The organism is Coxiella-like endosymbiont, assembly GCF_024730665.1.
Lineage (GTDB): Bacteria > Pseudomonadota > Gammaproteobacteria > Coxiellales > Coxiellaceae > Coxiella.
The window spans coordinates 191,532-213,780 of the sequence record NZ_CP084737.1 but is presented as its reverse complement, the minus strand read 5'-3'; the positions used below and the strand labels follow the sequence as shown (position 1 = coordinate 213,780).

The following is a 22,249-nucleotide window of genomic DNA, read 5'->3' as shown; positions in this document are numbered from 1 at the left end:
ACCCCTTCTCCGATGGATAAATTAATGGCGTCGTAAAATCGCTCACTTCGATAGCGCTAAAATATCTTCAAGAGACCATTTTTTACATTGGGGTAAGTCCGTAATTTTTCGAAAACTCATTGGGACGATGACACGAAAAACGTTCTTTAACAGCTAAATCACTTATGAAACCCCACCGTCACTAGGACAACAGACAGTAACGATTGACAGCAAATAAACAAGCACATATGGTCGTTGTTTCAACAACCAAACACCCAAGAAAAACTAACAACAGGATAAAAAGTGAAAGACAACTGTCCCAGACAACGTCAAAATATTCACATGATCGAGCGTAACATATTTGCTATACTTTTCACATGTTTGATAACCTAGCTCATCGTTTAACAACTAGCATTAACAAGATCCGTGGCTTAGGGCGGTTGACAGAAGAAAATATTCAATCGACATTGCATGACATTCGCTCTGCGCTTTTAGAAGCGGATGTTGCTTTAGTGGTCATCAATAATTTTATTGATCGGGTCCGGGAAAAAGCTGTCGGACAAGAAGTTACTTGGAACATTCGTCCAGGTGACGCTTTAATCAAGAAGATTCAAGACGAACTGACCCACATTCTTGGCGATAAGGAATCCGATATTAATCTTAATGCCAAATTGCCTATCGTCATCGTTGTAGCTGGTTTACAAGGTTCAGGTAAGACCACTACCGTCGCCAAATTGGCGCTATGGTTGCAAGAAACTCGTAAAAAATCAGTGTTGGTTGCTTCTGCAGACATTTATCGTCCAGCAGCCATCAACCAACTCGAAACTTTGGCTCAACAAGCAAATGCTCAATTTTTCAGAACACAAACACATCAAAAACCGACAGATATTGCCACTGCCGCTTTAAAATACGCTAACAAGCAATTCATCGATGTGCTGATTCTGGACACAGCTGGCCGTTTACATATCAACGACGAATTAATGCAAGAAATGAAAGCGATTAGCGACACCGTAGATCCCACTGAAATGCTATTAGTGGTAGATAGTATGATGGGTCAAGACGCAGTTAACGTGGCAAAATTATTTAGTGACTCCTTGCCTTTAACCGGTGTGATCTTGACAAAAACAGAGGGCGATGCCCGCGGTGGCGTTGCCCTCTCGATGCGCATGATTACGGAAAAGCCTATTAAATTTATGGGTGTAGGTGAAAAAATGGACGACCTCGAACCATTCTATCCTGAGCGTATGGCGTCGCGTATTTTGGGGATGGGTGATATTGTTAGCCTGGTTGAAGAAGCCAAACGTAAAGTTGACAAAAAAAGGCGGAAAAAATTGCGAAAAAATTGAAAAAAGGTAAGAATTTTAACTTCGATGATTTCTTGACGCAATTACAGCAGATGAAGAAAATGGGCGGTTTACAATCATTATTAGGTAAATTCCCCAGAATAGCCCAACTTCCTAAAGGAGCAGCTGTGATTTTCGATGATAAATTACTGGTAAAGATGCAGGCTATTATACAATCAATGACACTAAAAGAACGTCGTTTTCCTACACTAATTAATGGCTCTCGCAAGCGTCGTATCTCCAACGGTTCAGGAACCACACTTCAAGACGTCAATAAGCTCTTAAAACAATTCGATCAGATGCAAAAGATGGTAAAGCGCATGAAAGGTGAAAAAGTGAATAAAAGACTTAAGCAAATGCAAGGTCAGCTCCCCAATGACTTATTTAACCACTTTACTCCTAAGTAATTACGATAAATCTGTTTAAATTTTCCTATTGCATCTAACCTCTAATTCACATAAAATGCTTGCCATTCAACGAATGCAGGTAGCTACATGGTAGTTATTCGTCTTGCCCGCAGAGGCAGAAAAAAATCCATTCTATCAGATTGTGGTAGCCGATTGTCGCCGGCCGCGCGATGGTCGGTTTATTGAACGCATAGGTTGTTACAATCCTGTGGCTAAGGGCTGTAATGTCATACTACAAGTGGAAAAAGAGCGCATGGTCTATTGGCTCAGCCAAGGAGCGCAAGCTACTTTGCGTGTACAACATTTGATTAAAAAGCTCGAAAAATCCTCTGAAAAAGCTAAAAAAATATCTTAGGGAAAGGTAAGCTCAGGTATCTTCAGTCTGAGTGCCAGTCTACAGAGGCTCAAAAAGTACAAGATAAAGCAGCTAATATCGAAAAGGCAAAGGTGGAAGAAGTGCCTTGTGGCTAGAGAGATACGCGCTTTTATGCCCAACAAAGTCATTATGGGACGCTTTACTAAGCCTCATGGTGTCCGTGGCTGGATAAAAGTTGTTTCTTTTACCGATCCTATTGAAAACTTGCTAGATTATAAAATCTGGCAGGTCCAGCGCCGCGACGCATCACAAATAGTTACCATACAGAGTGGAAAAATATGCGGTCCATTTTTGATTGTAAAACTAGAAGGGATAGAAGATCCTGAAACCGTAAAATATTATACAAACGGTTTTATTGCGATTGAACGTGGGGCTCTGCCCTCTTTAAAAGAGGGTGAGTATTATTGGTTTGATTTAATTGGTTTGCGCGTTATTTCTATCGATGGCCTTAATTTCGGAACTGTTACCTCGCTGATTGAGACAACTGCAAACGATGTCCTAATCGTGAAAGATAGATACCATGAACGGGCAATTCCTTACATCTCAAAAGTAATTAAATCTGTTAACGTGGAAGAAAATAGTATTATAGTTGATTGGGGGGCAGATTTTTAATATGCAAATTGGCCTCATTACCCTTTTTCCTGAAATGTTTAAGTTTCTAAAGTACGGTGTGGTTGGTCGCGCCCTGGAATACCGCTTACTGAAGCTTTCTTTTGGAACCCAAGAGATTATACCTCTGATCCACGTCGTACCGTGGATGATCGACCTTATGGCGGTGGCCCAGGGATGGTTATGAAATTTGAACCGCTTCAGGCAGCCTTGACGGCCGCGAAATTGGCATTAGGACAAACCACAGAAGTAATTTACTTAAGTCCTCAAGGAAAACCCTTAACGCAATCCGTTATCTTAGAAAAAGCTCGCAGTAGCCGATTTGTGCTCATAGCTGGGCGCTACGAAGGCATTGATGAGCGTATAATTGAAGCTGAAATAGATGAAGAATGGTCGATCGGTGACTATATTGTCAGTGGTGGCGAACTTCCCGCTATGGTCTTCATTGATGCAATAACCCGACTTCTTCATGGCACCTTGGGTCATGAAGATTCCGCTTCTCAAGACTCGTTCACTTCAGGTTTCCTAGATTTCCCACATTATACCAGACCAGAAAAAATCGCAGGCTGCTCAGTCCCTGAGGTCCTCTTAAGCGGCAATCATGCTGCTATTGCCAGATGGCGGCTTAAACAATCTCTTGGAAGGACTTGGCAAAGGCGCAAAGATCTGCTACAAAGACGTTCCTTAACTGAAGATGAGCAGCGGTTGCTTGACGAATTTATTGAGGAATTATCATGAATAAGATTATCCAGGCACTTGAGGCAGAGCAAATTCAGGATAGAAAAATTCAGAATTTTCGTGTCGGTGACACAGTGATCGTACAAGTGAAAGTGAAAGAAGGGAACCGTGAGCGTCTTCAGGCTTTTGAAGGATTAGTTATTGCTAAACGTAACCGTGGTTTAAATTCATCTTTTACAGTTCGTAAAGTGTCGCATGGGGAAGGTATAGAACGGGTTTTCCAACTTTATAGTCCCTTAATTGCTTCCGTTGATGTAAAGCGCCATGGTGATGTGCGCCGTGCTAAACTTTATTATTTGCGTAATCTGGAAGGCCGTAAGGCGAAAATTAAAGAAAAAATTTAATTGCTGTATGTCAGACGATATTATCTATCAAGCCACTGTTGCAACGCCGGTTGGGAAAATTGGTGTTCACGCGCCAGACCGATTTTTACTCGGCATTGATTATCTACACGATAGTGAGCTTATAATCAAACCTAAAACGATAGTGGCTAAAGAAACAGTGGAACAGCTATTATGTTATTTTGCAGATCCTAAATTTCCGTTTGATCTTCCACTGACGCTGGATGTCACACCTTTTCAACAATCTGTATTAGATGCCTTGCAAAAAATCCCAGTTGGCACTACGCAAAGCTATGCAGAATTAGCCAAATGGCTAAATACGAAAGCCCAACCCATTGGCAATGCCTGTCGGAAAAACCCCATTCCTATTATTATTCCATGCCACCGCCTCGTTGCTGCAAACGATTTAGGGGGATATAGGAGTATCACTAAGGGCTCGCTTCTGGGAATTAAACGCTGGCTTTTACAGCATGAAGAAATTTGTCAACCGTGTACACAACTGGACTAAAAAAGAGATTTCAGACCACTTAGAATATAGAATAGGCTCATGTATATATGGATGAGATAGGCTCATGTATATATGGATGAGCCCGTAATACAAAAAGAACATCATGACGATAGAAGAAACACATCAAACGCGAAGAAAAGCCCCATTGATATAAATTAAATTTCCTAATTTTTTATAAAAAGGTTTCTTGGTAGAAACAACCACCCTATACTTCAGTCATCGAATTTCGTCAACCCACCTATGTGTTAACACTAAATACGCCCAATAAAACCACTCATAACTAATCGTTTCCACTCTGTTACCGCACTACCATAATAAAATTCTTAGACAAAAACTATTTCTTAAAAAGCGGCACTCCTATATTAAGACGTCCTAAAATAGCAAGAAAATTGGAAGGGATCCCTAAATGAAACACTCTAACATACAAAAAGCAGCAATAGATATAACGAGCGAAGCCAAAAGGATCATTGACAACCTAGAACGATGATTAATGATTTTGAATTAAAAAGCAAGAAATCTCCATAGTTACAATAAGATGACAATCTACCTACAATCCGGTAGACTATCGTCATGCCATTATCTTCCGCTTTTATTCCAGTTTATTGTTTTGGTCTCATCGCCATCACAGGCAAAAATGCCTTTGCCTTCCTTCAAGGACAATTAACCTGTGACATGCGTGAAATCAACGAAACGCGTTGTTTATTCAGCGCTTGCTGTAATCACAAAGGTCGAATGATGGCAAACTTTTTCATCTTACAACGAAACGAAAATTATTATTTTCTTTTACCAAAATCTATGATTGAACCTACTATTACTCATTTAAAAAAATACGCCGTTTTTTCAAAAGTGGAATTAACATCTACTGATAATGCTGATAATACAAGGGCAGTGGAATACTGTGGGTCAGAAATAGTTCTAAAAGAAATGGACGAAAATACCTGGCGCTTGGCAAATATCAAATCGGGCTGGGTTTGGATTTATCCTAAAACTAGCGATGTACTAATCCCTCAAATGATTAACTTACAAAAATGGGGCGGTGTAACCTTCAATAAAGGTTGTTACACCGGACAAGAAATTATTGCACGAAGCGAATATCTTGGCAAATTAAAACGTCATCTTTATCGCGCGCATGTAATTGGCAACAAGAAACCAGAACCAGGCGAGGAACTAAAAAATCAAAATGACCAACCTGTTGGGATTGTGGTGGAATCAGCTCAAAATGAGAACGCTGAATATGAATTACTAGCTGTACTTCAAGACCATTCCCTTGAAAAGGAAATTATTTTAAATCACTTTCACTTGAAAAATCTGGAAAAAGCTCCTTACCCTACGGCATGACTACTTTCCTCGTCTGTAGCTTATTACTCATTGATCCTATGCCAAGAAGGAATATCATTTAATTTCTCCTGTACTCTTAGCATAGTCCTGCAGGATTGACTGGTTGTTTAAACTGTACGGCTGCTGCTAAGAGCGATGAGATGGGACAATAACAAATCTTACTTCACTTCGATCGCAATAACGGAAATAAAATCACATCACGAATGGATACTTTGTCAGTAAATAGCATAACTAAACGATCAATGCCAATACCTTCTCCTGCTGTGGGAGGGAGCCCGTATTCAAGCGCCGTAATGTAATCTTCATCGAAACTCATTGCTTCTAAATCACCTGCATCACGTGCTTTTAATTGTTCACGAAAACGGGCTGCCTGATCTCTAGGGTCATTTAATTCAGAAAATCCATTCGCAATTTCACGACCCCCTACATAAAATTCAAAACGATCCGTAACAAACTCATTTTCTTCATTAGTACGTGATAGGGGGAAACTTCCTTAGGGAAATGCGTAATAAAAACCGGTTGCTGCAATTTTTCTTCAACCAGTTTTTCAAACAATTTCGTTTGAATCTTACCTAATCCATAATGTATAGGTGTTGCAATTCCATATTGATTGGCTAAAGCACGTGCTTTATCGAAATTATCAATTTGATCTGCTTTTATCATAGGACAAGATTGCAAAATAGCATCGCGCAAAGATAAACGCCGGAAAGGTTTACTTAAGTCAATTTTAACTTTTTGATAAATTAACTGCAACGTGCCGAAAATTTTTTCAGCCAAATGGCGAATCATCTCCTCGGTCAGCATCATTAAATCATAATAAGTAGTATAGGCTTGATAGAACTCAAGCATCGTAAATTCCGGATTATGGTGAGTTGAAATTCCTTCGTTACGAAAGTTACGATTAATCTCATATACCTTCTCAAAGCCACCTATAACTAGACGCTTTAAATATAGTTCAGGAGCAATACGCAGAAATAAATCCATATTCATAGCGTTATGATGCGTTTCAAAGGGACGTGCTGCCGCACCGCCTGGCAATGGTTGCATCATGGGGGTTTCAACTTCAATAAATCCGCAGTTATCAAGAAAATGACGGATTTGGGCAATGAGTTGCGAGCGAATCAAGAAAATTTGACGTGAAGATTCGTTAACAATTAAATCTAGGTAACGTTGACGGAAGCGTTGTTCCTGATCATGAAGACCGTGAAATTTTTCTGACATCGGACGCAAGGATTTTGTCAGCAAGCGAATTTGTTCTGCTTTAACAGATAATTCCCCGGTTTTTGTTTTGAAAAGAATACCTTCAACACCAACAATATCGCCGAGATCCCAAGTTTTAAACAATGAATAAATTCCGTCTGGCAGATTATTATGCGCGACATAAACTTGCATGCGACCGCTCATATCCTGGATATGCGTAAAGCTTGCTTTCCCCATAAGACGGCGTGTCATTATGCGTCCTGCCATTTTTACATGAACGATCTTGGTAGTTAATGTTTCTCTCTCATATTGCTCATAGGCAGCATGGAGGTCAGCAGCTAAATTATCTCGCTTAAAATCATTAGGATAGGCCTGCCCATTTTCTCGCATTTTGGCAAGTTTTATCTTGCGCTGAGTAATTTGTTCATTTTCTTTTTGATGATCTTTATCTTTTAGTGCCATCTTAATTACCACCAAGAAAGTGTATCATAACTAAGCTTAAAAAGTTGTTATTCGAGACCATCACCGGCTTGTAAACAGGTATTCTCACCCATATAATGCAACCGAACTATTTAGTCTAAGACCTATTATCTCCGTGGTGGGAATCTAGGAATTAGAAACTAGCTTCTTACTCCTTCACTGGACTATCATTTCCGCGTAAAAATGATAAGCTTTAGAACTGCTTTTAGATCATTTTTCGGAACAAATGGTTAAATTATTCTCGGCTCTGCATCCTATTTTAGTGCTCTTATGTTTACCTAAAAATCGTTCCTCTATCACTTGTAGGATTTTTTTCTTTTTAGACTTTCAACCAGAAAATTCAATGAAGCAAATCAGATAGCGCCCTGAATTCAATCGCAGCTTTTTGTATGTGGTAGCGCAGTAAGGCTGTTAGGCCAAAGACTAGCAATGACTGAATCTCCTTCGAAGTTGATACAATCTTAATGAGAATACTTAACTTTTCTTTGCCTCAAGTAAAGAAGATTTTTTTACATTAAGGTAAAGCTGACAGCCTTTGCTTGCCGTTCCTTCTGGCTACTGGGACAACCTGCGTGCATAAAATTTCCACCCAATTTTACTTTCATTTAACATAATGAGTTGCGACATAATTACACTTTTTCTTGCTTTAAATAGGCCTCAATAAATAAATCAATATCCCCGTCCAGTACTGATTGCGTATTACTCGTCTGAACGCCAGTCCGCAAATCCTTCACACGAGCAGCATCTAACACATACGACCGAATTTGACTGCCCCACGTAATATCCGATTTTGAGGCTTCAAGAATCGCTTGTTTCTCGTGTTGTTTCATTATTTCGAGCTCATACAGTTTGGCCTTAAGCTGCTTTATAGATTGGGCTTTGTTTTTGTGCTGAGAACGATCATTTTGACATTGAACCACAATACCTGTTGGTATGTGTGTAATACGAACAGCGGAATCGGTTCGGTTAACATGTTGACCACCTGCGCCACTAGCTCGATAAGTATCAATTCGTAGGTCTAACGGATTGATTTCGACAGCAATATCATCGCTAACCTCAGGGGATACAAATACAGAAGCAAATGAAGTATGCCGACGATTGCTAGAATCAAAAGGAGATTTTCGTACAAGGCGATGGACGCCCGTTTCCGTGCGCAACCATCCATAAGCATAATCGCCTTCAAACTTAATCGTGGCGCTTTTAATTCCTGCTACTCCACCCGCAGAAGATTCAAGTAATATTGCTGTAAGTTTATGTTTATCTCCCCAACGCAAATACATTCGCAACAACATTTCAGCCCAATCCTGCGCTTCTGTACCCCCTGATCCCGCCTGAATATCAAGATAAGCATTACGTATATCCATTTCCCCATGAAACATACGCCGAAATTCCATTTCAATAATGAGATTTTCAAGACGGTCTATCTCGCCACGCAATTCTTTAAGAAAACCAGTGTCTTTTTCCTGTTTGATGAAATCGACCATCTTAATTACATCATTAATCGCATGCCGCACACCATCACATCGTTGAATGAGTGTTGCAAGAGTAGATCGTTCCTGATTGAGTAATCGGGCTTTCTCAATATTTTTCCAAACAGTTGGGTCTTCCAATGCATGCTGGATTTCTAAAAGGCGTATTTTTTTAGATCCAAGGTCAAAGATATCCTGCAAGGCGTCAGATCGAGCTATTAACTCACTGAGTTTTTCGTTTAAATTGACTTCTAACATAATTTTGCACAATTTTGTATATCTGGCACCATCACGATACGTAATCGCTCATGCGCGACATTATTTCTTTTCTTTTTGTAATCGTCGATTAATCGCTATCTTTTCTTCATCAGACAGCGTGTTCCACTGACAAACCTCCTCAAAGGTTCGTCCACAGCCGATACAAATTTCATCCCCCAATGCAGTAGAACTGCAAATACCAATACAGGGGGAATCGATCAGATCGCATTCACCTGAGATCTTCATATAATCCCCTCACTTTTATTCTAGCGTGAATTTGCATTCTCACCAATTTATGTAAGTAACACTTACTGACGATTTTTTATTATCCAGTCATCATTCCGTGAAAGTGGGAATCTAAGACGTTAACATGAATCATTTTCTCCCTGAATTCTCGTCTCCTATCAAGTCAGAGAACTAGAATTCAGGACTAATTAGTCATTCTTTCCTTTCAAACTGCTTGCATGGTAATGACAGATCTTGATTGATGCCCTTTTTGAAGTTATTCTAGTTTTCCATTTTTAGGAGAGACTTAATTTATGCTACAACCACGTCACTTCGTCCTCATTCTTGCTGACTCGAGCTACTCTGTTCGCTGCAATCCTTTACTTAATTTTTTGAAGAGAAAACAATGAATATTTCCAATTTTCAATTGATGAAAGAAAATAATGAAAAAATTAGTATGGTAACCTGTTATGATTATTGGTCTGCTTACATTATTTCTCAGAGTCATATTGATTGTATATTAGTCGGTGATAGTTTGGCGATGGTGATGTATGGCTACCAAAACACCTTGCCAGCTACAGTAGGGATGATGTCGCGGCATGTGCAGGCGGTAGCAAGAGGGGCTTCTAATAAATTTATTGTTGGCGACATGCCTTTTTGTTCCTATAGGAAAGATTTAACGGCAAGCATGAACGCTGTTGAAAAAATCATGCAAGCTGGTGCCCAGGCAATTAAATTAGAAGGCGCCGATGGGAATGCAAAATTAATTCGTCATGTTGTGGAATCTGGAATTCCCGTCATGGGGCACATAGGGTTGACACCTCAATCTATTCATGCGCTCGGTGGATTTAAAGTACAAGGAAAAAATAATGATGTTGCTGAAAAACTAAAAAAGGACGCTGAAGCATTATCCGAGGTAGGCTGCTTTGCCATCGTACTGGAATGTGTTCCCAGTGAATTAGCTAAAATAATTACTGACACAATTAGCATCCCCACCATTGGAATCGGAGCAGGACCTCACACATCAGGACAAGTGCTTGTATTACATGATCTTCTAGGGATAAATAATCAATTTAAACCAAAATATCTTAAGAAATTTTTAAATGGATTTGATATCATAAAGAATGCCCTAGACTTGTTTGATAATGAAGTAAAAATGACCGTTTATCCCCATATTGAAACCCATTGTTATTGATTAAAAAATGATAAAAGTAATAGATTCTCTTGTTAAATGGCAGACTGTTAGAAAGACTTTAGAAGGGTCTATTGGTTTTGTACCGACCATGGGCGATTTACATATCGGGCATGCAAGTTTGTTACAGCGATCAAAACAGGAAAATGCAGTAACCATATTAAGTCTATTCGTTAATCCCACTCAATTTAATGACAGCAATGATTTTAAAAATTATCCACGCAGGATAGAGCACGATATTACTATGGCAAATAATTATGGTGTCGATTATGTTTTCATGCCTACCTACGAAGCGCTTTATCCAGATCATTATGCCTATAAAATAATTAATGCGATGAATAATTCCCAAGAAGCTGCCTTTCGACCTGGCCATTTTGATGGTGTGCTAACAATCGTAATGAAATTACTGATACTGATCAAGCCCACAAACGCTTATTTTGGGGAAAAAGATTATCAACAATTACAATTAGTAAAAGGTTTAGTAGAAGCATTCTTCTTAAATACTAAAATCGTTGCTTGTGAAACAATTCGTAACGAATTTGGCTTGCCATTGAGTTCACGAAATCGTCGGTTGACACCAGAAGAATATCAATTGGCGAAATATTTCTCTGAGAATTTTCATTCTCATGCTTCATGTGATGAAATCAAAGAAGCTCTTCTACGAAGAGGAATCGGTGTCGAATATATTGAAGATTGTGATAATAGACGTTTTGCAGCCGTCCGTGTGGGCAATGTCCGACTAATAGATAATTTTGTTTTATCAAAAAAGTGTTAATCAATACATATTACTATGATATACCAAAATGTGCATGGATTAAGCTGTCCTGATAGAGAAAGAAGCTCTGTTGTTGGTGAATCCGTTTTGTTTTCTTTACTTCTTCAATATCCAGAATGTCCAAAATTTGGTTCTTTGATGACTAATAAAAAATATTTCCAAGTTTCGTTCTTAGACGAACGATCCTCTCTATTTGAAATCTCGTTGTTTAAATTAAAAACGTTAGTCCATCAAGAATATATGTTTAGTGATTTACAAAATTACTAGTCGGCTGTTTGATGATGGTTATTCCAAAAAAAATTTTAAATTCATTCTACATTTTTTATTAAAACAGAGAGCAAAGTTTAGTTTTCTTATTTTAACAGCTATTTTTTGGAGTGTTCATGATACAATTTATCCTTATTTCTTAAAACGTATCATTAATATTGTACAGAATTATCAAGGCGCTCCAGCTGGAATTTTCAGAGCTGTCTGGTTTTTTTCAATGTTACTTATTGCATTTTGGCTGCTCAATGAATTTTTATTACGAATGCAAGGAATCGTCTCGATTTATACTTTTCCTCAATTTCGCGCTAATATTCGAGAAGCTACCTTTAATTATGTGAAATTACATTCACACCATTATTTTGCCAGCAATTTTGCTGGTAATATTGCAAAAAAATTGGCTGATCTGCCGATAAGCTGCCAGACCATTACAGAAATTATTTGCTTTACGTTTATCACAACAGCTGTGGGAGCGTTCATTGTATTAGGTATGATGTGGTATACCAAACCTCTATTTGCATGGATTATTTTTATTTGGTTGATTTTTCACCTAGGTCTGACATCATTTCTCGTTCATTTCGGAAATAAACGTTGGGAAAAACATTCAGATGCGTCGGCGGTGTTAAGCGGAAAAATGGTTGATATATTGATGAATATTATGAATGTTCGTTTATTTTCTCGTGGTCGTTTTGAATCACAGTATCTTAAGCATTTTCAGAAAGAAGAAATTATGAAGTCGCAGGAAGCCATGTGGTTAGTTGAATACATACGTATGGGAATGGGAGGTAGCGGATTATTTCTTGTTTTTGGGATGCTTTTTACTCTTTTATATAGTTGGAGTAAAGAGTGGATAACATTGGGTGATTTCACACAAATTTCTATGCAGTCTTTTTGGCTTTTGGGATGGGTTTGGTACGTTAGTTATCAGCTAACAGTATTTATTCGAGAATCAGGGACAATTAGTAATGCCATAGGTTTACTTAAACATCAGCACGAAATTACAGACAAGCCCAACGCCAAACCGCTCATGCTTAGTCGAGGTGAAATTTTATTTAATAACGTAGATTTTACTTATTGCCAAAATCAATGGATATTTAAAAAATTAAGTGTTTCTATACCTACTGGGCAAAAAGTGGGTCTTGTAGGCTTTTCTGGTTCTGGAAAGTCTACCTTTTTAAATTTGTTATTACGGTTTTACGATATCCAAAGTGGAAGAATCTTAATCGATCATCAAAATATTGCCGAAGTTACTCAAGATTCTCTACGTGAACAAATTTCCATGATTCCGCAAGATCCTAGTTTGTTTCACCGCAGTTTAATGGAGAATATTCGTTATGGAAAATTAGAAGCTAGTGATGAGGAAATTATTCAAGCGGCTAAACGAGCCCACTGTCACGACTTTATTATGATGTTAGAAGAAGGTTATAATACGTTAGTAGGAGAGCGGGGTATTAAACTATCAGGCGGTCAACGTCAACGCATTGCTATTGCACGAGCGATGCTAAAAAATGCGCCGATATTATTACTCGATGAAGCAACTTCATCACTGGATACGATTACTGAGCAATTAATTCATGATAGTCTTTTAAAATTAATGGAAGGAAAGACAACTATTATCATTGCCCATCGGCTCTCAACATTAGCAAACGTTGATCGCATTTTAGTTTTTGATAAAGGAAAAATTATTGAAGACGGGTCGCAACAAGAATTACTGTCTCAAAATGGTCATTTTTCAAAATTATCTAATATGCAATCTAATGGCTTTTTGCCACTTTCAAAGAGCCAAAAAAATTATGGGGATCATTTTTTAAAAATGAGTGACTGTTAATAATACTTGCTGCAAAAATTACTGAAAAGTAAAAAGTATTTTGATTTAAAATAAGTAATGCCGTGCTTATAGATCGGAATTTCCCTCCTGTTGTTTAGCTCTATACTTCCATGATAATGCTATCAATATGACCAAAATACGCATAGGACAATGGGGATTTACCTTATTTTCTCAGGGGCAAAATCATTAGCACCTCGCCTTGATCGAGGTAGTTTTAATAACCAGTCCACATACACCATATCTCATATCATATTTTCTAGATAAATAACTCCCAATATTTTTCACGCACAGATAATCTGTTGTTCCATTATGATGAACAAAAAACATCCGCGCATTTATAATCTATACTCTGTATAGATGTCCAGTATCTATTCTACAGTGCCTAAAAGGAGAAAAGTGAATGATGAAGACCGCCAATGTAATATATCTGGAGTGGGCCGTGACAGATTCGAACTGTCGACCAACGGATTAAAAGTCCGCTGCTCTACCAGCTGAGCTAACGACCCCTATTAGGCTCAGATGCATAAGACGAAATGATAACTATTTCTAGAGAAATATCAATGGTTAACTCTATGGAAAATATAACAACCGATTAGAGTTTTTATAACCTAATCGGTTGAACTGCTCATCTGAGCGAATAAAATTACCTCATACAGACTTCTTCCTCAACTTGCGACAACAATATCCTTGCATGACTTTGCAAGGGACGCCGCACCACAAGTCATAAAAGTCAGCGATGAGAAGGCTATTTGTAATTTATTGGAATTCTCGCATGAACACAATGCAAATCATCAATAAAGACGCACCTATACAAATAACACTATCGGCAAAATTGAAGGTGGCGTAATGCCAGTCTTTAATATGAAAATCGATAAAATCGACGACATATCCTAAAAAAACACGATCGATGAAATTACCTAACGCACCACCGATCACTAAAGAAAGTCCAATAGCCATTACATAATCCGAACGACGCGTTCGACTTAGCCAAGAAATAAGCAAAACGACTACAGTTAAAGAAAATACTGCGAAAAAATAGATTTGCCAACCGCCTTCGGCTCCTAAAAAACTGAATGCAGCACCGGTGTTATAATTTAATGTAAAGTTTAAAAAAGGAAGAATTTTAATAGGTTTACCTATCGCCCAATGGTGAACGATCCCGTATTTTGTGACTTGATCGAAAACAGTCATTAACGCACTCAGATACAACCACGGTGAAGCTTTTTTCTTTTTCATTATCTTAATTCACTTAGGCAAAGTGTCGTACTTCCCCATCGCCGAACGCGTTACTCACGCAGCGCTCACATAAGTCTGCATGCTCTCCGATATATCCTACACATGGTCGACGTTGCCAGCATCGGGCACATTTTTCAGATTGAGCCACCTTTATTTCCAATTCTAAACCCGGAAGATTAGTCTCAAAAGCTGCCCTACTCTTTTCTTCCATCGGAAACACTTTCACTTCTGAAGTCATTAAAATAAAACGCAATTCTTCTCCTAATTTTGCAATCACCGAATAAATTTTTTCATTTGCATATACTAATACTTCAGCCATCAATGCCGATCGAATTTTCTCTTCACCGCGAGCCGTCTCTAGCGCTTTATTCACTTCGTCGCGCACTTGTAAAAGCAATTGCCATTGCTGGCCCTCTTCCTGAGATAACGTCACTGCTGGAAAATCAGAAAACCAATGCGTCAAAAATACCGAAGCTTCTCGATCGCCTGGCATAAATTGCCAAACTTCATCTGCCGTAAAACTGAGAACAGGAGCTACCCATCGTACAAAAGCTTCTGCAATATAATACAGTGCTGTTTGCGCTGAACGACGAGGTAGGCCGTTTGGTTTGCCAGTATAAAGCCTATCTTTGATGATATCTAAATAAAAACTCCCCATTTCCACCGTACAAAAATTATGAATCTCTTGATAGATAATAGGGAAACTATAATGTTCATATGCTACTATAATTTTCTCCTGTAATTGTTTTGTAACAACGATTGCCCATCGATCCAAAGCAATCAGCTGTGTCGCCGCAACTTTATGTTGCTTCACATCAAAATCATATAGGTTGGACAAAAAAACCGTGCGGTGTTGCGAATTCGCCGATAAGCATCTGAAGTACGTTTTAAAATTTCCGTGGAGACGTTAATTTCTACTGTATAATCCATGGAGGCTACCCATAAACGCAATACATCTGCCCCCATATTTTTTACGATTTCTGCTGGTAAAATAACGTTACCAATCGATTTCGACATTTTCCGACCCTGGCCGTCAACTACATAACCGTGCGTTAATACTGCTTTATAAGGCGCTTCGTCGCGAATAGCAAGTGATGTTAATAAAGATGATTGAAACCAGCCACGATGTTGATCAGATCCCTCTAAATAAAGATCTGCTGGCACGTGCAATTCAGAGTGCTCTTCCAATACACAGAAGTGCGTCACACCGGAGTCAAACCAAACATCTAAAACGTCGGTTACTTTGTCATAATAATCGGCCTCTTTACCCAATAGCGCTTTAGGATCCATATCAAACCATGCATCGACGCTATTTTTTTCAATCAGCTGTGCGACTCTTTCCATTAACTCTAGCGTATCAGGATGTAATTCTCCAGAACTTTTATGTATAAATAGAGGAATAGGAATTCCCCATAATCGCTGTCGTGAAATACACCAATCTGGTCGGTCAGCAATCATTTTACTAATGTGGCCGTCCCTCCACGCTGGAATCCATTTTGAATTTTTAATGGCATTCAATGCCATTTTACACAGTCCTTTTTTATCCATACTAATAAACCATTGCGGAGTAGCTCTGAAAATTGTTGGCATTTTGTGTCGCCAACAATAAGGATAACTATGTCGGATTATTTCTGAATGAAGCAAATGACCGCTGTCAGCCAGCATAATCATAATTGGTTCATTGGCTTTAAATACCAATTGACCCGCAACAGCTAACGTTCCTTCAATAAAATGTCCACGTGCGTCGACAGTATTATTCATAGGCAAATGGTATTTTTCAGCTACAAGATAATCTTCTAAACCATGCGCAGGCGCTGTATGCACGTTACCTGTTCCCGTGTGAGTTGTTACGTGTTCACCTAAAACGACTGGCACGGTACGAGCAAGAAAAGGGTGGTATAATTGAATGCCTTCTAGTGATTTTCCTTTTAAATTGTCATGCACTTTATAATTATCAATATTATAACGTCTCATAACGCTATCGATTAATTCTTTTGCCAAGATTAAATAAGTCGGTTGATCCCGCAATTCGCATTTAATTAAAGTGTAATACAAATCAGGGTGAACACTTACCGCTTCATTAGCAAGTAAAGTCCATGGCGTTGTTGTCCAGATTGGCATTAATACTCTACTAGTTTTTACATTTTTAACGCTAAAAAGTGCTCGTACTTTCTCAGCCTCCACCGCTTCAAAAGCGACGTCCACTGCAGGAGAGGCTTTATCACGATATTCTACCTCCGCTTCAGCCAACGCCGATCCGCAAGCAGTACACCAATGCACAGGCTTTTGTCCCCGAAATAAATATCCTTTTGCAACAATTTTTCTAAGCGCGCGAACCGTATTCGCTTCGTAAAGAAAATTCATAGTGAGATAAGAGTTTTTCCAATCTCCAATCACTCCTAGTCGCTGAAAATTTTCTTTTTGCAATTCAATTTGAGAGGAGGCATAGTCACGACAGGCCTGACGAAAATCATTTCCCGAAAGAACTTGTTCCATCTTGCCTAAGTTTTTCTCAACATTAAGCTCAATCGGTAATCCATGACAATCCCATCCAGGAATAAAGAGTGCATCAAAACCCGATAATGTTTTTGATTTAATCACCATGTCTTTGAGAGTTTTATTGAGTGCTGTACCTAAATGTGGATACCCGTTGGCATAAGGTGGACCATCATGCAAAATAAATTTCGGCTTACCTTTTCGCTTCTCTCGGATTTGTTGATAAAGATTTGATTGTTTCCATCGTGATAGCATCAATAGTTCTCGCTCAGGTAAATTCGCTCGCATCGGAAAATCAGTTCGAGGAAGATTGAGTGTATTTTTGTAATTAGTCATTACATACCCTTCTATAAAATAAGTAGCCTTAAACAAGGGAAGAATAGTAGGCTCAGAAAGCTCTGTGTATCCTTGCCTACAAAAATTTATCAAGCTACTCAATAAATTAATTACTGAAACCTTTTAACCGTTTTATTCCTAGAAATGGACTGATTTAAAAGGTGACTTGCTAAGATAATCAAACCCAGACTTGATTCGTAACGCGAATACCTAAATTCTGATTTACTTGCATACACACTCTTAAAACATCTCCATACACATTTAATTCATTCCTTTCTTAAAAATTAAGTGGCGAGTTTCAACGGGTACATTCTACGGAATCTATGCCGCTTGATATAAACACAGAAGTTATCCGTGTTAATTTCCATCGTATTCGCCTGAGTCTATTCTGTCGTGGTAATTTTTTAAGAATTTCCAAACTGACTTCAACAATAATTGAGTCATGCAGATGAAGCTATAATACGCCATTTTAGTGAAGAAGTAAGTCCATTCTCTTCGTCAGTCTATCGATGGACAGTCAATCACCCATTTTTTGAAAATATTCTTTTGCCTTAAGGACATCCTGGCGCATTTGTTCTATCAAAGCGTCTATTGTTTCAAAGCGTTCTTCCGGCCGCAGTTTATGTAGAAATTCCACTTTCAAATATCGATCATAAATGTTTTGAGAAAAATCAAATAAATAGACTTCCAATAACGGATGCGTTCCTTCAAAAGTGGGGCGGACGCCTAAGCTTGCTGTACCTGGGTAGCTTTTATTATTTAAGTAAGCACGAACTATAAAAACACCTGAAAACGGCAAAATATCTCGATGCAAATTGATATTCGCCGTTGGAAATCCTAATTCAAAACCTCGTTTTTCTCCTAGAATGACCTTACCGCATAATTGATAAGGCCCCCTAATAGAGCCTGCGCTAATGATATATTTCCGGCTTGTAGGGCTGTTCGCACCCAAGTGCTACTTATACGTTCACCCTTATAAAGCAAAGGCGACATTTCAATGGCTGTAAAATGGTATTGCGCTCCCAATCGTTTTAATGCCGGGTAACCACCTGTATGCTTAGCTCCGAAACGACAATCGTCTCCAACAATAACTGCCTTCACATATAACTGATCAATCAAAATTTGTTTCACAAAATCATCTGGGGTTAAATCTGCTAACGCTCGATTAAATCGCAAACACAGTACATAATCAATTTTCCATTTAGCTAAGGCATACCATTTTTCACGAAAGAGCATTAAGCGTGCACCTGCTTTCTGATTTGCAAAAAATTCTTTAGGTTGTGGTTCGAAGATAATGACGACAGTAGGAAGATTCAATTGTTGTCCAAGTTGTTTAAGTTTTTCTAGCAGCGCTTGATGCCCTAAATGCAAACCATCAAAATTACCTAACGTTGCTACACAACTACGCAAACGATCCGCTAAGTTATGTTTTCCACGTATTAATTCCATAATATCAATCAATTTTAACAGGCGGCCGAAGATCGCGAAGGCGAAGTCCTGAAATGCCTAATACCACTAGATAAGTAATAAATCCTAATAAAATAACGACCGTCAGATGCCATACCCGCTCGCCAATCGACCAGGCTAACCAGCGACTTATTTCTCCTAAAAAACACGAAATTACAAAGAACATTGCAACATTGGCGCATATTAATTGGAAAATTAATTTTTTCCAATGAACTGCTGGCACATAAATCGAATGTCGTAACAAAAAATATAATAATAAAGCTGCATTAAATGACGATACCAATGAAGTAGCTAAAGCAAGCCCTACGTGCGCCAATGGATGAATTAGCAACACATTTAAAATAAGATTAACCCCTACCATTACTGCTGCGATTTTAACTGGTGTTTTGATATTTTGTCGGGAATAAAAGGCTGACGCTAAAATTTTAACTAACATAAATCCCGGGAGACCCACTGAAAATGCACATAAGCTTTTGCGTGTCATGACAACATCACTTGTTGTAAATGCACCATGATAAATTAATGTCGCTAGCAAAGGACCTGCCAAAATAAATAAAGCAACTGCAGCTGGCACACCAATCAACATCGTCATTTTTAAAGCCCAGTCTAATGTGGCTGAATAAGCCTCAAGAGATTTTATACTATGTTGGCGCGATAAATTTGGTAGGACGACCGTTGCTAATGCAACGCCGATAACACCCAAAGGTAAATAAGTCAGTCGATCGGAATAATATAACCACGATATGCTACCTGCTGGTAAAAATGAAGCGAAAATATTGTCAGTTAATAAACTAATTTGAGCAACTGAAACACCAAATAATGCTGGCACTATTAGCTTTAATACCCGAAGCGTGCCAGGATCGCGCCAATGCCATTGAGGCATCGGTAAAACTCCTAAACGATACATAAAAGGGAATTGAATCATTAGTTGTAATACACCACCTATTAATACGCCATATGCTAATACATAAATAGGTGTGGATGAATAAGGCGCCAAAAACCACGCTACTGCAATCATGACTATATTTAACAACACCGGCGTAAGAGCTGGCACTGCAAAACGACCAAAAGTGTTTAAGGTAGCGCCAGCGAAAGCTGTTAGGGCGATTAATAATAAGTAAGGAGATGTAATGCGTAACATATGGGTGGCGTAGGTTGAGCGAACAGGATCGTTTACAAATCCCGGCGCAAAGACCATGATAATTACCGGCGCGATAATTTCGGCGAGTGCTACAACCACCAACAAGGAGGCCCCTAAGATTCCAGCAATGCAATTAATAAACTCGCATACTTCTTCTGTTGTTCGAGTAGAGCGATATTCAGATAATACGGGAACAAATGCCTGAGAAAAAGCGCCTTCACCAAACAACCGGCGCATAAAATTAGGAATCTTAAAGGCAACGACGAAAGCATCGAAAGCAGGTCCGGCGCCAAAGACAATTGCTAATACCACATCTCGGACAAAACCGAGAAGGCGAGATATGAAAGTCATGCTCGATACAATCAGTGTGGATCTAAATAATTTTCGGCTCATGATCTCTCTTATATTCATTAACTTATACATTAATCCAGGGAGAGCTAGGATACCGTAGCCTTATTCTATTTGACAAACATCCCAAAAAATGGCATACTGGCTTACCTTATTAGAAAATTCGAGAAGCCAGTGGCAAACTCGCCGCAAGCAAGAAAACGCACGCGACAACGCAAAAAACGCGAACTGCATAATGCAAGTCAGCGTTCGGCCGTTCGCACTGTCATAAAAAAGACACTAAAAAGCCTTCAGACGAATGATCGTCAGGCAGCGCAAATTGCTTTTCAAAAGGCAATACGCATTTTAGATAAAGCGGCAGCTCGACGCACAATTCATCTCAATAAGGCAGCTCGATTAAAGAGTCGATTGAACCAAAAATTAAAAAGTTTGACTTAATTATTTCTCGTGTTGTTCTATGTAAGAATTACTAGGTAGATTGTGGTCTTAATTCTGACATCGAATTTCTTCTAAGAACCTCGTTAAGTCATAGCAAAGCTGCTCTGTTCCCTCCTTCCTAATCGCTGAAATCTGATATACAGGCCCTGACCATCCTGATTGACTCACTATTCCCTGGCAGCGTGCGCTTACCTCATTCTGGAGTACTAAATCAATTTTATTGAAGACCAACCATCCAGGTTTTTCTAATAAATTTCGACTGAATTGTTTAAGTTCATCTACGATCGCTTTGATAGCTCCTGCGGGATTTGAACCATCTAAAGGGGCAATATCGATAATATATAAAAGTAACTGAGTTCGTTCTAAATGCTTTAAAAATTGGATCCCCAATCCAACTCCTTTTCTAGATCCCTCTATCAAACCAGGAATATCCGCAATAACAAAACTCTGGAACTTTTCGATACACACCACACCCAAATGAGGATAAAGAGTAGTAAAAGGATAATCCGCGATTTTGGGAGTCGCTTTTGAAACCACAGTGATGAAGGTAGATTTACCAGCATTTGGTAATCCTAGCAATCCGACGTTAGCTAAAAGCTTTAATTCCAGTTTCAGTTCGCGCCGTTCCCCTTCTTCGCCGGCTGTAGTTTTCCGTGGTGCTCGATTGGTACTACTTTTGAAATGAGCGTTACCTAATCCACGTCGGCCACCACGAGCTACACAAAGTTTATCTCTGTCTTTAACTAAATCTCCAATCAACTCATCAGTTTCTTTATCATACACCATGGTACCTACAGGTACAGGGACCAATAAGTCTTCACCTTTTTTCCCGCTACGAAGGCGGCCCATGCCAGGTTGACCATTTTGAGCTCGTAACAAATGCTGATAACGGAATTCGACTAAAGTGTTCACTGATTTATTAGCTATGAAGTAAATATCACCCCCATCACCCCCATCACCCCCATCCGGCCCTCCACGAGGAATAAATTTTTCACGACGAAAACTAAGACAACCATGGCCACCATTACCTCCTTCTACACACACAGATGCTTCGTCAACAAATTTCATAATATTCTTAACTTCTCATAAATAAACTGACGACCCGCCCCCTTCCAGACAATTTAGAAACCAAGATAAGATTTAGAAGATAAGATAAAATGATAAAAGTTATGGAGACTGAGGAGCATCGTCCCCAATTGACTCAATAGAAACAAAATTACGTCCTTTTGGCCCTTTTCGAGTAAATTTCACTTTACCTTCAATCAAGGCATATAAAGTATGATCACCTCCTATACCGATGTTGTCACCTGGATGATAATGAGTGCCCCGTTGTCGCACAATGATATTCCCAGCAAGCACATGCTCACCACCAAAACGCTTAACACCTAACATTTTAGGATTTGAATCACGACCGTTTCGAGTACTACCACCGGCTTTCTTGTGAGCCATGTACCATC

The 22,249-nt window shown here is 39.0% G+C and carries 16 protein-coding genes, 1 tRNA gene and 5 pseudogenes; 11 read left to right on the top strand and 11 right to left on the bottom strand.

What is annotated here, in order from left to right; translation table 11 throughout:
* Positions 1-356: 356 nt before the first annotated feature.
* The 7 genes and pseudogenes from ffh (at position 357) to ygfZ (ending at position 5,639) form a co-directional block, all read left to right on the top strand.
* Positions 357-1,729: pseudogene (ffh, locus tag LG660_RS00915) on the top strand (signal recognition particle protein).
* An 87-nt stretch (positions 1,730-1,816) separates the two neighbouring features.
* Positions 1,817-2,084 (top strand): annotated as a pseudogene (rpsP, locus tag LG660_RS00910) (30S ribosomal protein S16).
* A gap of 132 nt (positions 2,085-2,216) precedes the next feature.
* A complete protein-coding gene (gene rimM / locus LG660_RS00905) occupies positions 2,217-2,717 on the top strand; it encodes a ribosome maturation factor RimM (RefSeq protein WP_309137061.1) in 501 nt (166 codons plus the stop codon).
* 1 nt (position 2,718) lies between these two features.
* Positions 2,719-3,452 (top strand): annotated as a pseudogene (gene trmD, locus LG660_RS00900) (tRNA (guanosine(37)-N1)-methyltransferase TrmD).
* On the top strand, positions 3,449-3,796 hold the full coding sequence (gene rplS / locus LG660_RS00895; RefSeq protein ID WP_258267519.1) for a 50S ribosomal protein L19: 348 nt from the start codon (positions 3,449-3,451) through the stop codon (positions 3,794-3,796). Before trmD ends, rplS begins: the two are co-directional and overlap by 4 nt.
* A 7-nt stretch (positions 3,797-3,803) precedes the next feature.
* Entirely contained in the window at positions 3,804-4,301 is a 498-nt protein-coding gene (locus LG660_RS00890) for a methylated-DNA--[protein]-cysteine S-methyltransferase (RefSeq protein WP_258267518.1), read from the top strand.
* 570 nt (positions 4,302-4,871) lie between these two features.
* Entirely contained in the window at positions 4,872-5,639 is a 768-nt protein-coding gene (gene ygfZ, locus LG660_RS00885; protein ID WP_258267517.1) for a CAF17-like 4Fe-4S cluster assembly/insertion protein YgfZ, read from the top strand.
* Between the two features lie 163 nt (positions 5,640-5,802).
* Here ygfZ and lysS read toward each other — a convergent pair.
* From lysS to LG660_RS00870, 3 genes and pseudogenes are all read right to left on the bottom strand, one after another.
* Positions 5,803-7,301 (bottom strand): annotated as a pseudogene (gene lysS / locus LG660_RS00880) (lysine--tRNA ligase).
* A gap of 647 nt (positions 7,302-7,948) precedes the next feature.
* Entirely contained in the window at positions 7,949-9,046 is a 1,098-nt protein-coding gene (gene prfB / locus LG660_RS00875; protein WP_258267516.1) for a peptide chain release factor 2, read from the bottom strand.
* Positions 9,047-9,106: 60 nt separating this feature from the next.
* Positions 9,107-9,292, bottom strand: coding sequence for a DUF1289 domain-containing protein (locus tag LG660_RS00870; protein ID WP_258267515.1), 186 nt, complete (start codon positions 9,290-9,292; stop codon positions 9,107-9,109).
* A 385-nt stretch (positions 9,293-9,677) separates the two neighbouring features.
* Between LG660_RS00870 and panB the strand changes: the two genes are divergently transcribed.
* The 3 genes from panB (at position 9,678) to LG660_RS00855 (ending at position 13,330) form a co-directional block, all read left to right on the top strand.
* Positions 9,678-10,466, top strand: a complete 789-nt coding sequence (gene panB, locus LG660_RS00865; protein WP_258267514.1) for a 3-methyl-2-oxobutanoate hydroxymethyltransferase — start codon at positions 9,678-9,680, stop codon at positions 10,464-10,466.
* A 7-nt stretch (positions 10,467-10,473) separates the two neighbouring features.
* Complete coding sequence (gene panC, locus LG660_RS00860; protein ID WP_258267513.1) at positions 10,474-11,238, top strand: pantoate--beta-alanine ligase; 765 nt, start codon at positions 10,474-10,476, stop codon at positions 11,236-11,238.
* A gap of 247 nt (positions 11,239-11,485) precedes the next feature.
* Positions 11,486-13,330, top strand: a complete 1,845-nt coding sequence (locus tag LG660_RS00855; RefSeq protein ID WP_258267512.1) for an ABC transporter ATP-binding protein — start codon at positions 11,486-11,488, stop codon at positions 13,328-13,330.
* Between the two features lie 433 nt (positions 13,331-13,763).
* Here the strand turns inward: LG660_RS00855 and LG660_RS00850 are convergent.
* From LG660_RS00850 to murJ, 6 genes and pseudogenes are all read right to left on the bottom strand, one after another.
* Positions 13,764-13,836: transfer RNA gene (locus LG660_RS00850), tRNA-Lys, on the bottom strand.
* Between the two features lie 250 nt (positions 13,837-14,086).
* Positions 14,087-14,566, bottom strand: coding sequence for a signal peptidase II (lspA, locus tag LG660_RS00845; protein ID WP_258267511.1), 480 nt, complete (start codon positions 14,564-14,566; stop codon positions 14,087-14,089).
* A 13-nt stretch (positions 14,567-14,579) separates the two neighbouring features.
* Positions 14,580-17,398, bottom strand: a pseudogene (gene ileS / locus LG660_RS00840) (isoleucine--tRNA ligase).
* A gap of 517 nt (positions 17,399-17,915) precedes the next feature.
* A complete protein-coding gene (locus tag LG660_RS00835) occupies positions 17,916-18,350 on the bottom strand; it encodes a riboflavin kinase (protein ID WP_258267510.1) in 435 nt (144 codons plus the stop codon).
* Positions 18,260-18,859 (bottom strand): adenylyltransferase/cytidyltransferase family protein, encoded by a 600-nt coding sequence (locus LG660_RS00830; RefSeq protein ID WP_258267509.1) that lies wholly within the window; start codon positions 18,857-18,859, stop codon positions 18,260-18,262. Before LG660_RS00830 ends, LG660_RS00835 begins: the two co-directional genes overlap by 91 nt.
* Positions 18,852-20,399, bottom strand: a complete 1,548-nt coding sequence (gene murJ / locus LG660_RS00825) for a murein biosynthesis integral membrane protein MurJ (RefSeq protein WP_258267508.1) — start codon at positions 20,397-20,399, stop codon at positions 18,852-18,854. Before murJ ends, LG660_RS00830 begins: the two co-directional genes overlap by 8 nt.
* Before the next feature lie 129 nt (positions 20,400-20,528).
* Between murJ and rpsT the strand changes: the two genes are divergently transcribed.
* Entirely contained in the window at positions 20,529-20,792 is a 264-nt protein-coding gene (gene rpsT / locus LG660_RS00820; protein ID WP_258267507.1) for a 30S ribosomal protein S20, read from the top strand.
* A 48-nt stretch (positions 20,793-20,840) separates the two neighbouring features.
* Here the strand turns inward: rpsT and cgtA are convergent, their stop codons facing one another.
* Together cgtA and rpmA are read right to left on the bottom strand one after the other, a co-directional pair.
* Positions 20,841-21,860, bottom strand: a complete 1,020-nt coding sequence (gene cgtA / locus LG660_RS00815; protein WP_258267506.1) for an Obg family GTPase CgtA — start codon at positions 21,858-21,860, stop codon at positions 20,841-20,843.
* Positions 21,861-21,959: 99 nt separating this feature from the next.
* On the bottom strand, positions 21,960-22,241 hold the full coding sequence (rpmA, locus tag LG660_RS00810) for a 50S ribosomal protein L27 (protein ID WP_258267505.1): 282 nt from the start codon (positions 22,239-22,241) through the stop codon (positions 21,960-21,962).
* Positions 22,242-22,249: the final 8 nt, after the last annotated feature.

Bases quoted from the DNA above. Each gene is read 5' to 3' on its own strand.
- rimM (WP_309137061.1), top strand. From the start codon at position 2,217: ATGCCCAACAAAGTCATTATGGGACGCTTTACTAAGCCTCATGGTGTC.
- rplS (WP_258267519.1), top strand. From the start codon at position 3,449: ATGAATAAGATTATCCAGGCACTTGAGGCAGAGCAAATTCAGGATAGA.
- LG660_RS00890 (WP_258267518.1), top strand. From the start codon at position 3,804: ATGTCAGACGATATTATCTATCAAGCCACTGTTGCAACGCCGGTTGGG.
- ygfZ (WP_258267517.1), top strand. From the start codon at position 4,872: ATGCCATTATCTTCCGCTTTTATTCCAGTTTATTGTTTTGGTCTCATC.
- prfB (WP_258267516.1), bottom strand. From the start codon at position 9,046: ATGTTAGAAGTCAATTTAAACGAAAAACTCAGTGAGTTAATAGCTCGA.
- LG660_RS00870 (WP_258267515.1), bottom strand. From the start codon at position 9,292: ATGAAGATCTCAGGTGAATGCGATCTGATCGATTCCCCCTGTATTGGT.
- panB (WP_258267514.1), top strand. From the start codon at position 9,678: ATGAATATTTCCAATTTTCAATTGATGAAAGAAAATAATGAAAAAATT.
- panC (WP_258267513.1), top strand. From the start codon at position 10,474: ATGATAAAAGTAATAGATTCTCTTGTTAAATGGCAGACTGTTAGAAAG.
- lspA (WP_258267511.1), bottom strand. From the start codon at position 14,566: ATGAAAAAGAAAAAAGCTTCACCGTGGTTGTATCTGAGTGCGTTAATG.
- murJ (WP_258267508.1), bottom strand. From the start codon at position 20,399: ATGAGCCGAAAATTATTTAGATCCACACTGATTGTATCGAGCATGACT.
- cgtA (WP_258267506.1), bottom strand. From the start codon at position 21,860: ATGAAATTTGTTGACGAAGCATCTGTGTGTGTAGAAGGAGGTAATGGT.
- rpmA (WP_258267505.1), bottom strand. From the start codon at position 22,241: ATGGCTCACAAGAAAGCCGGTGGTAGTACTCGAAACGGTCGTGATTCA.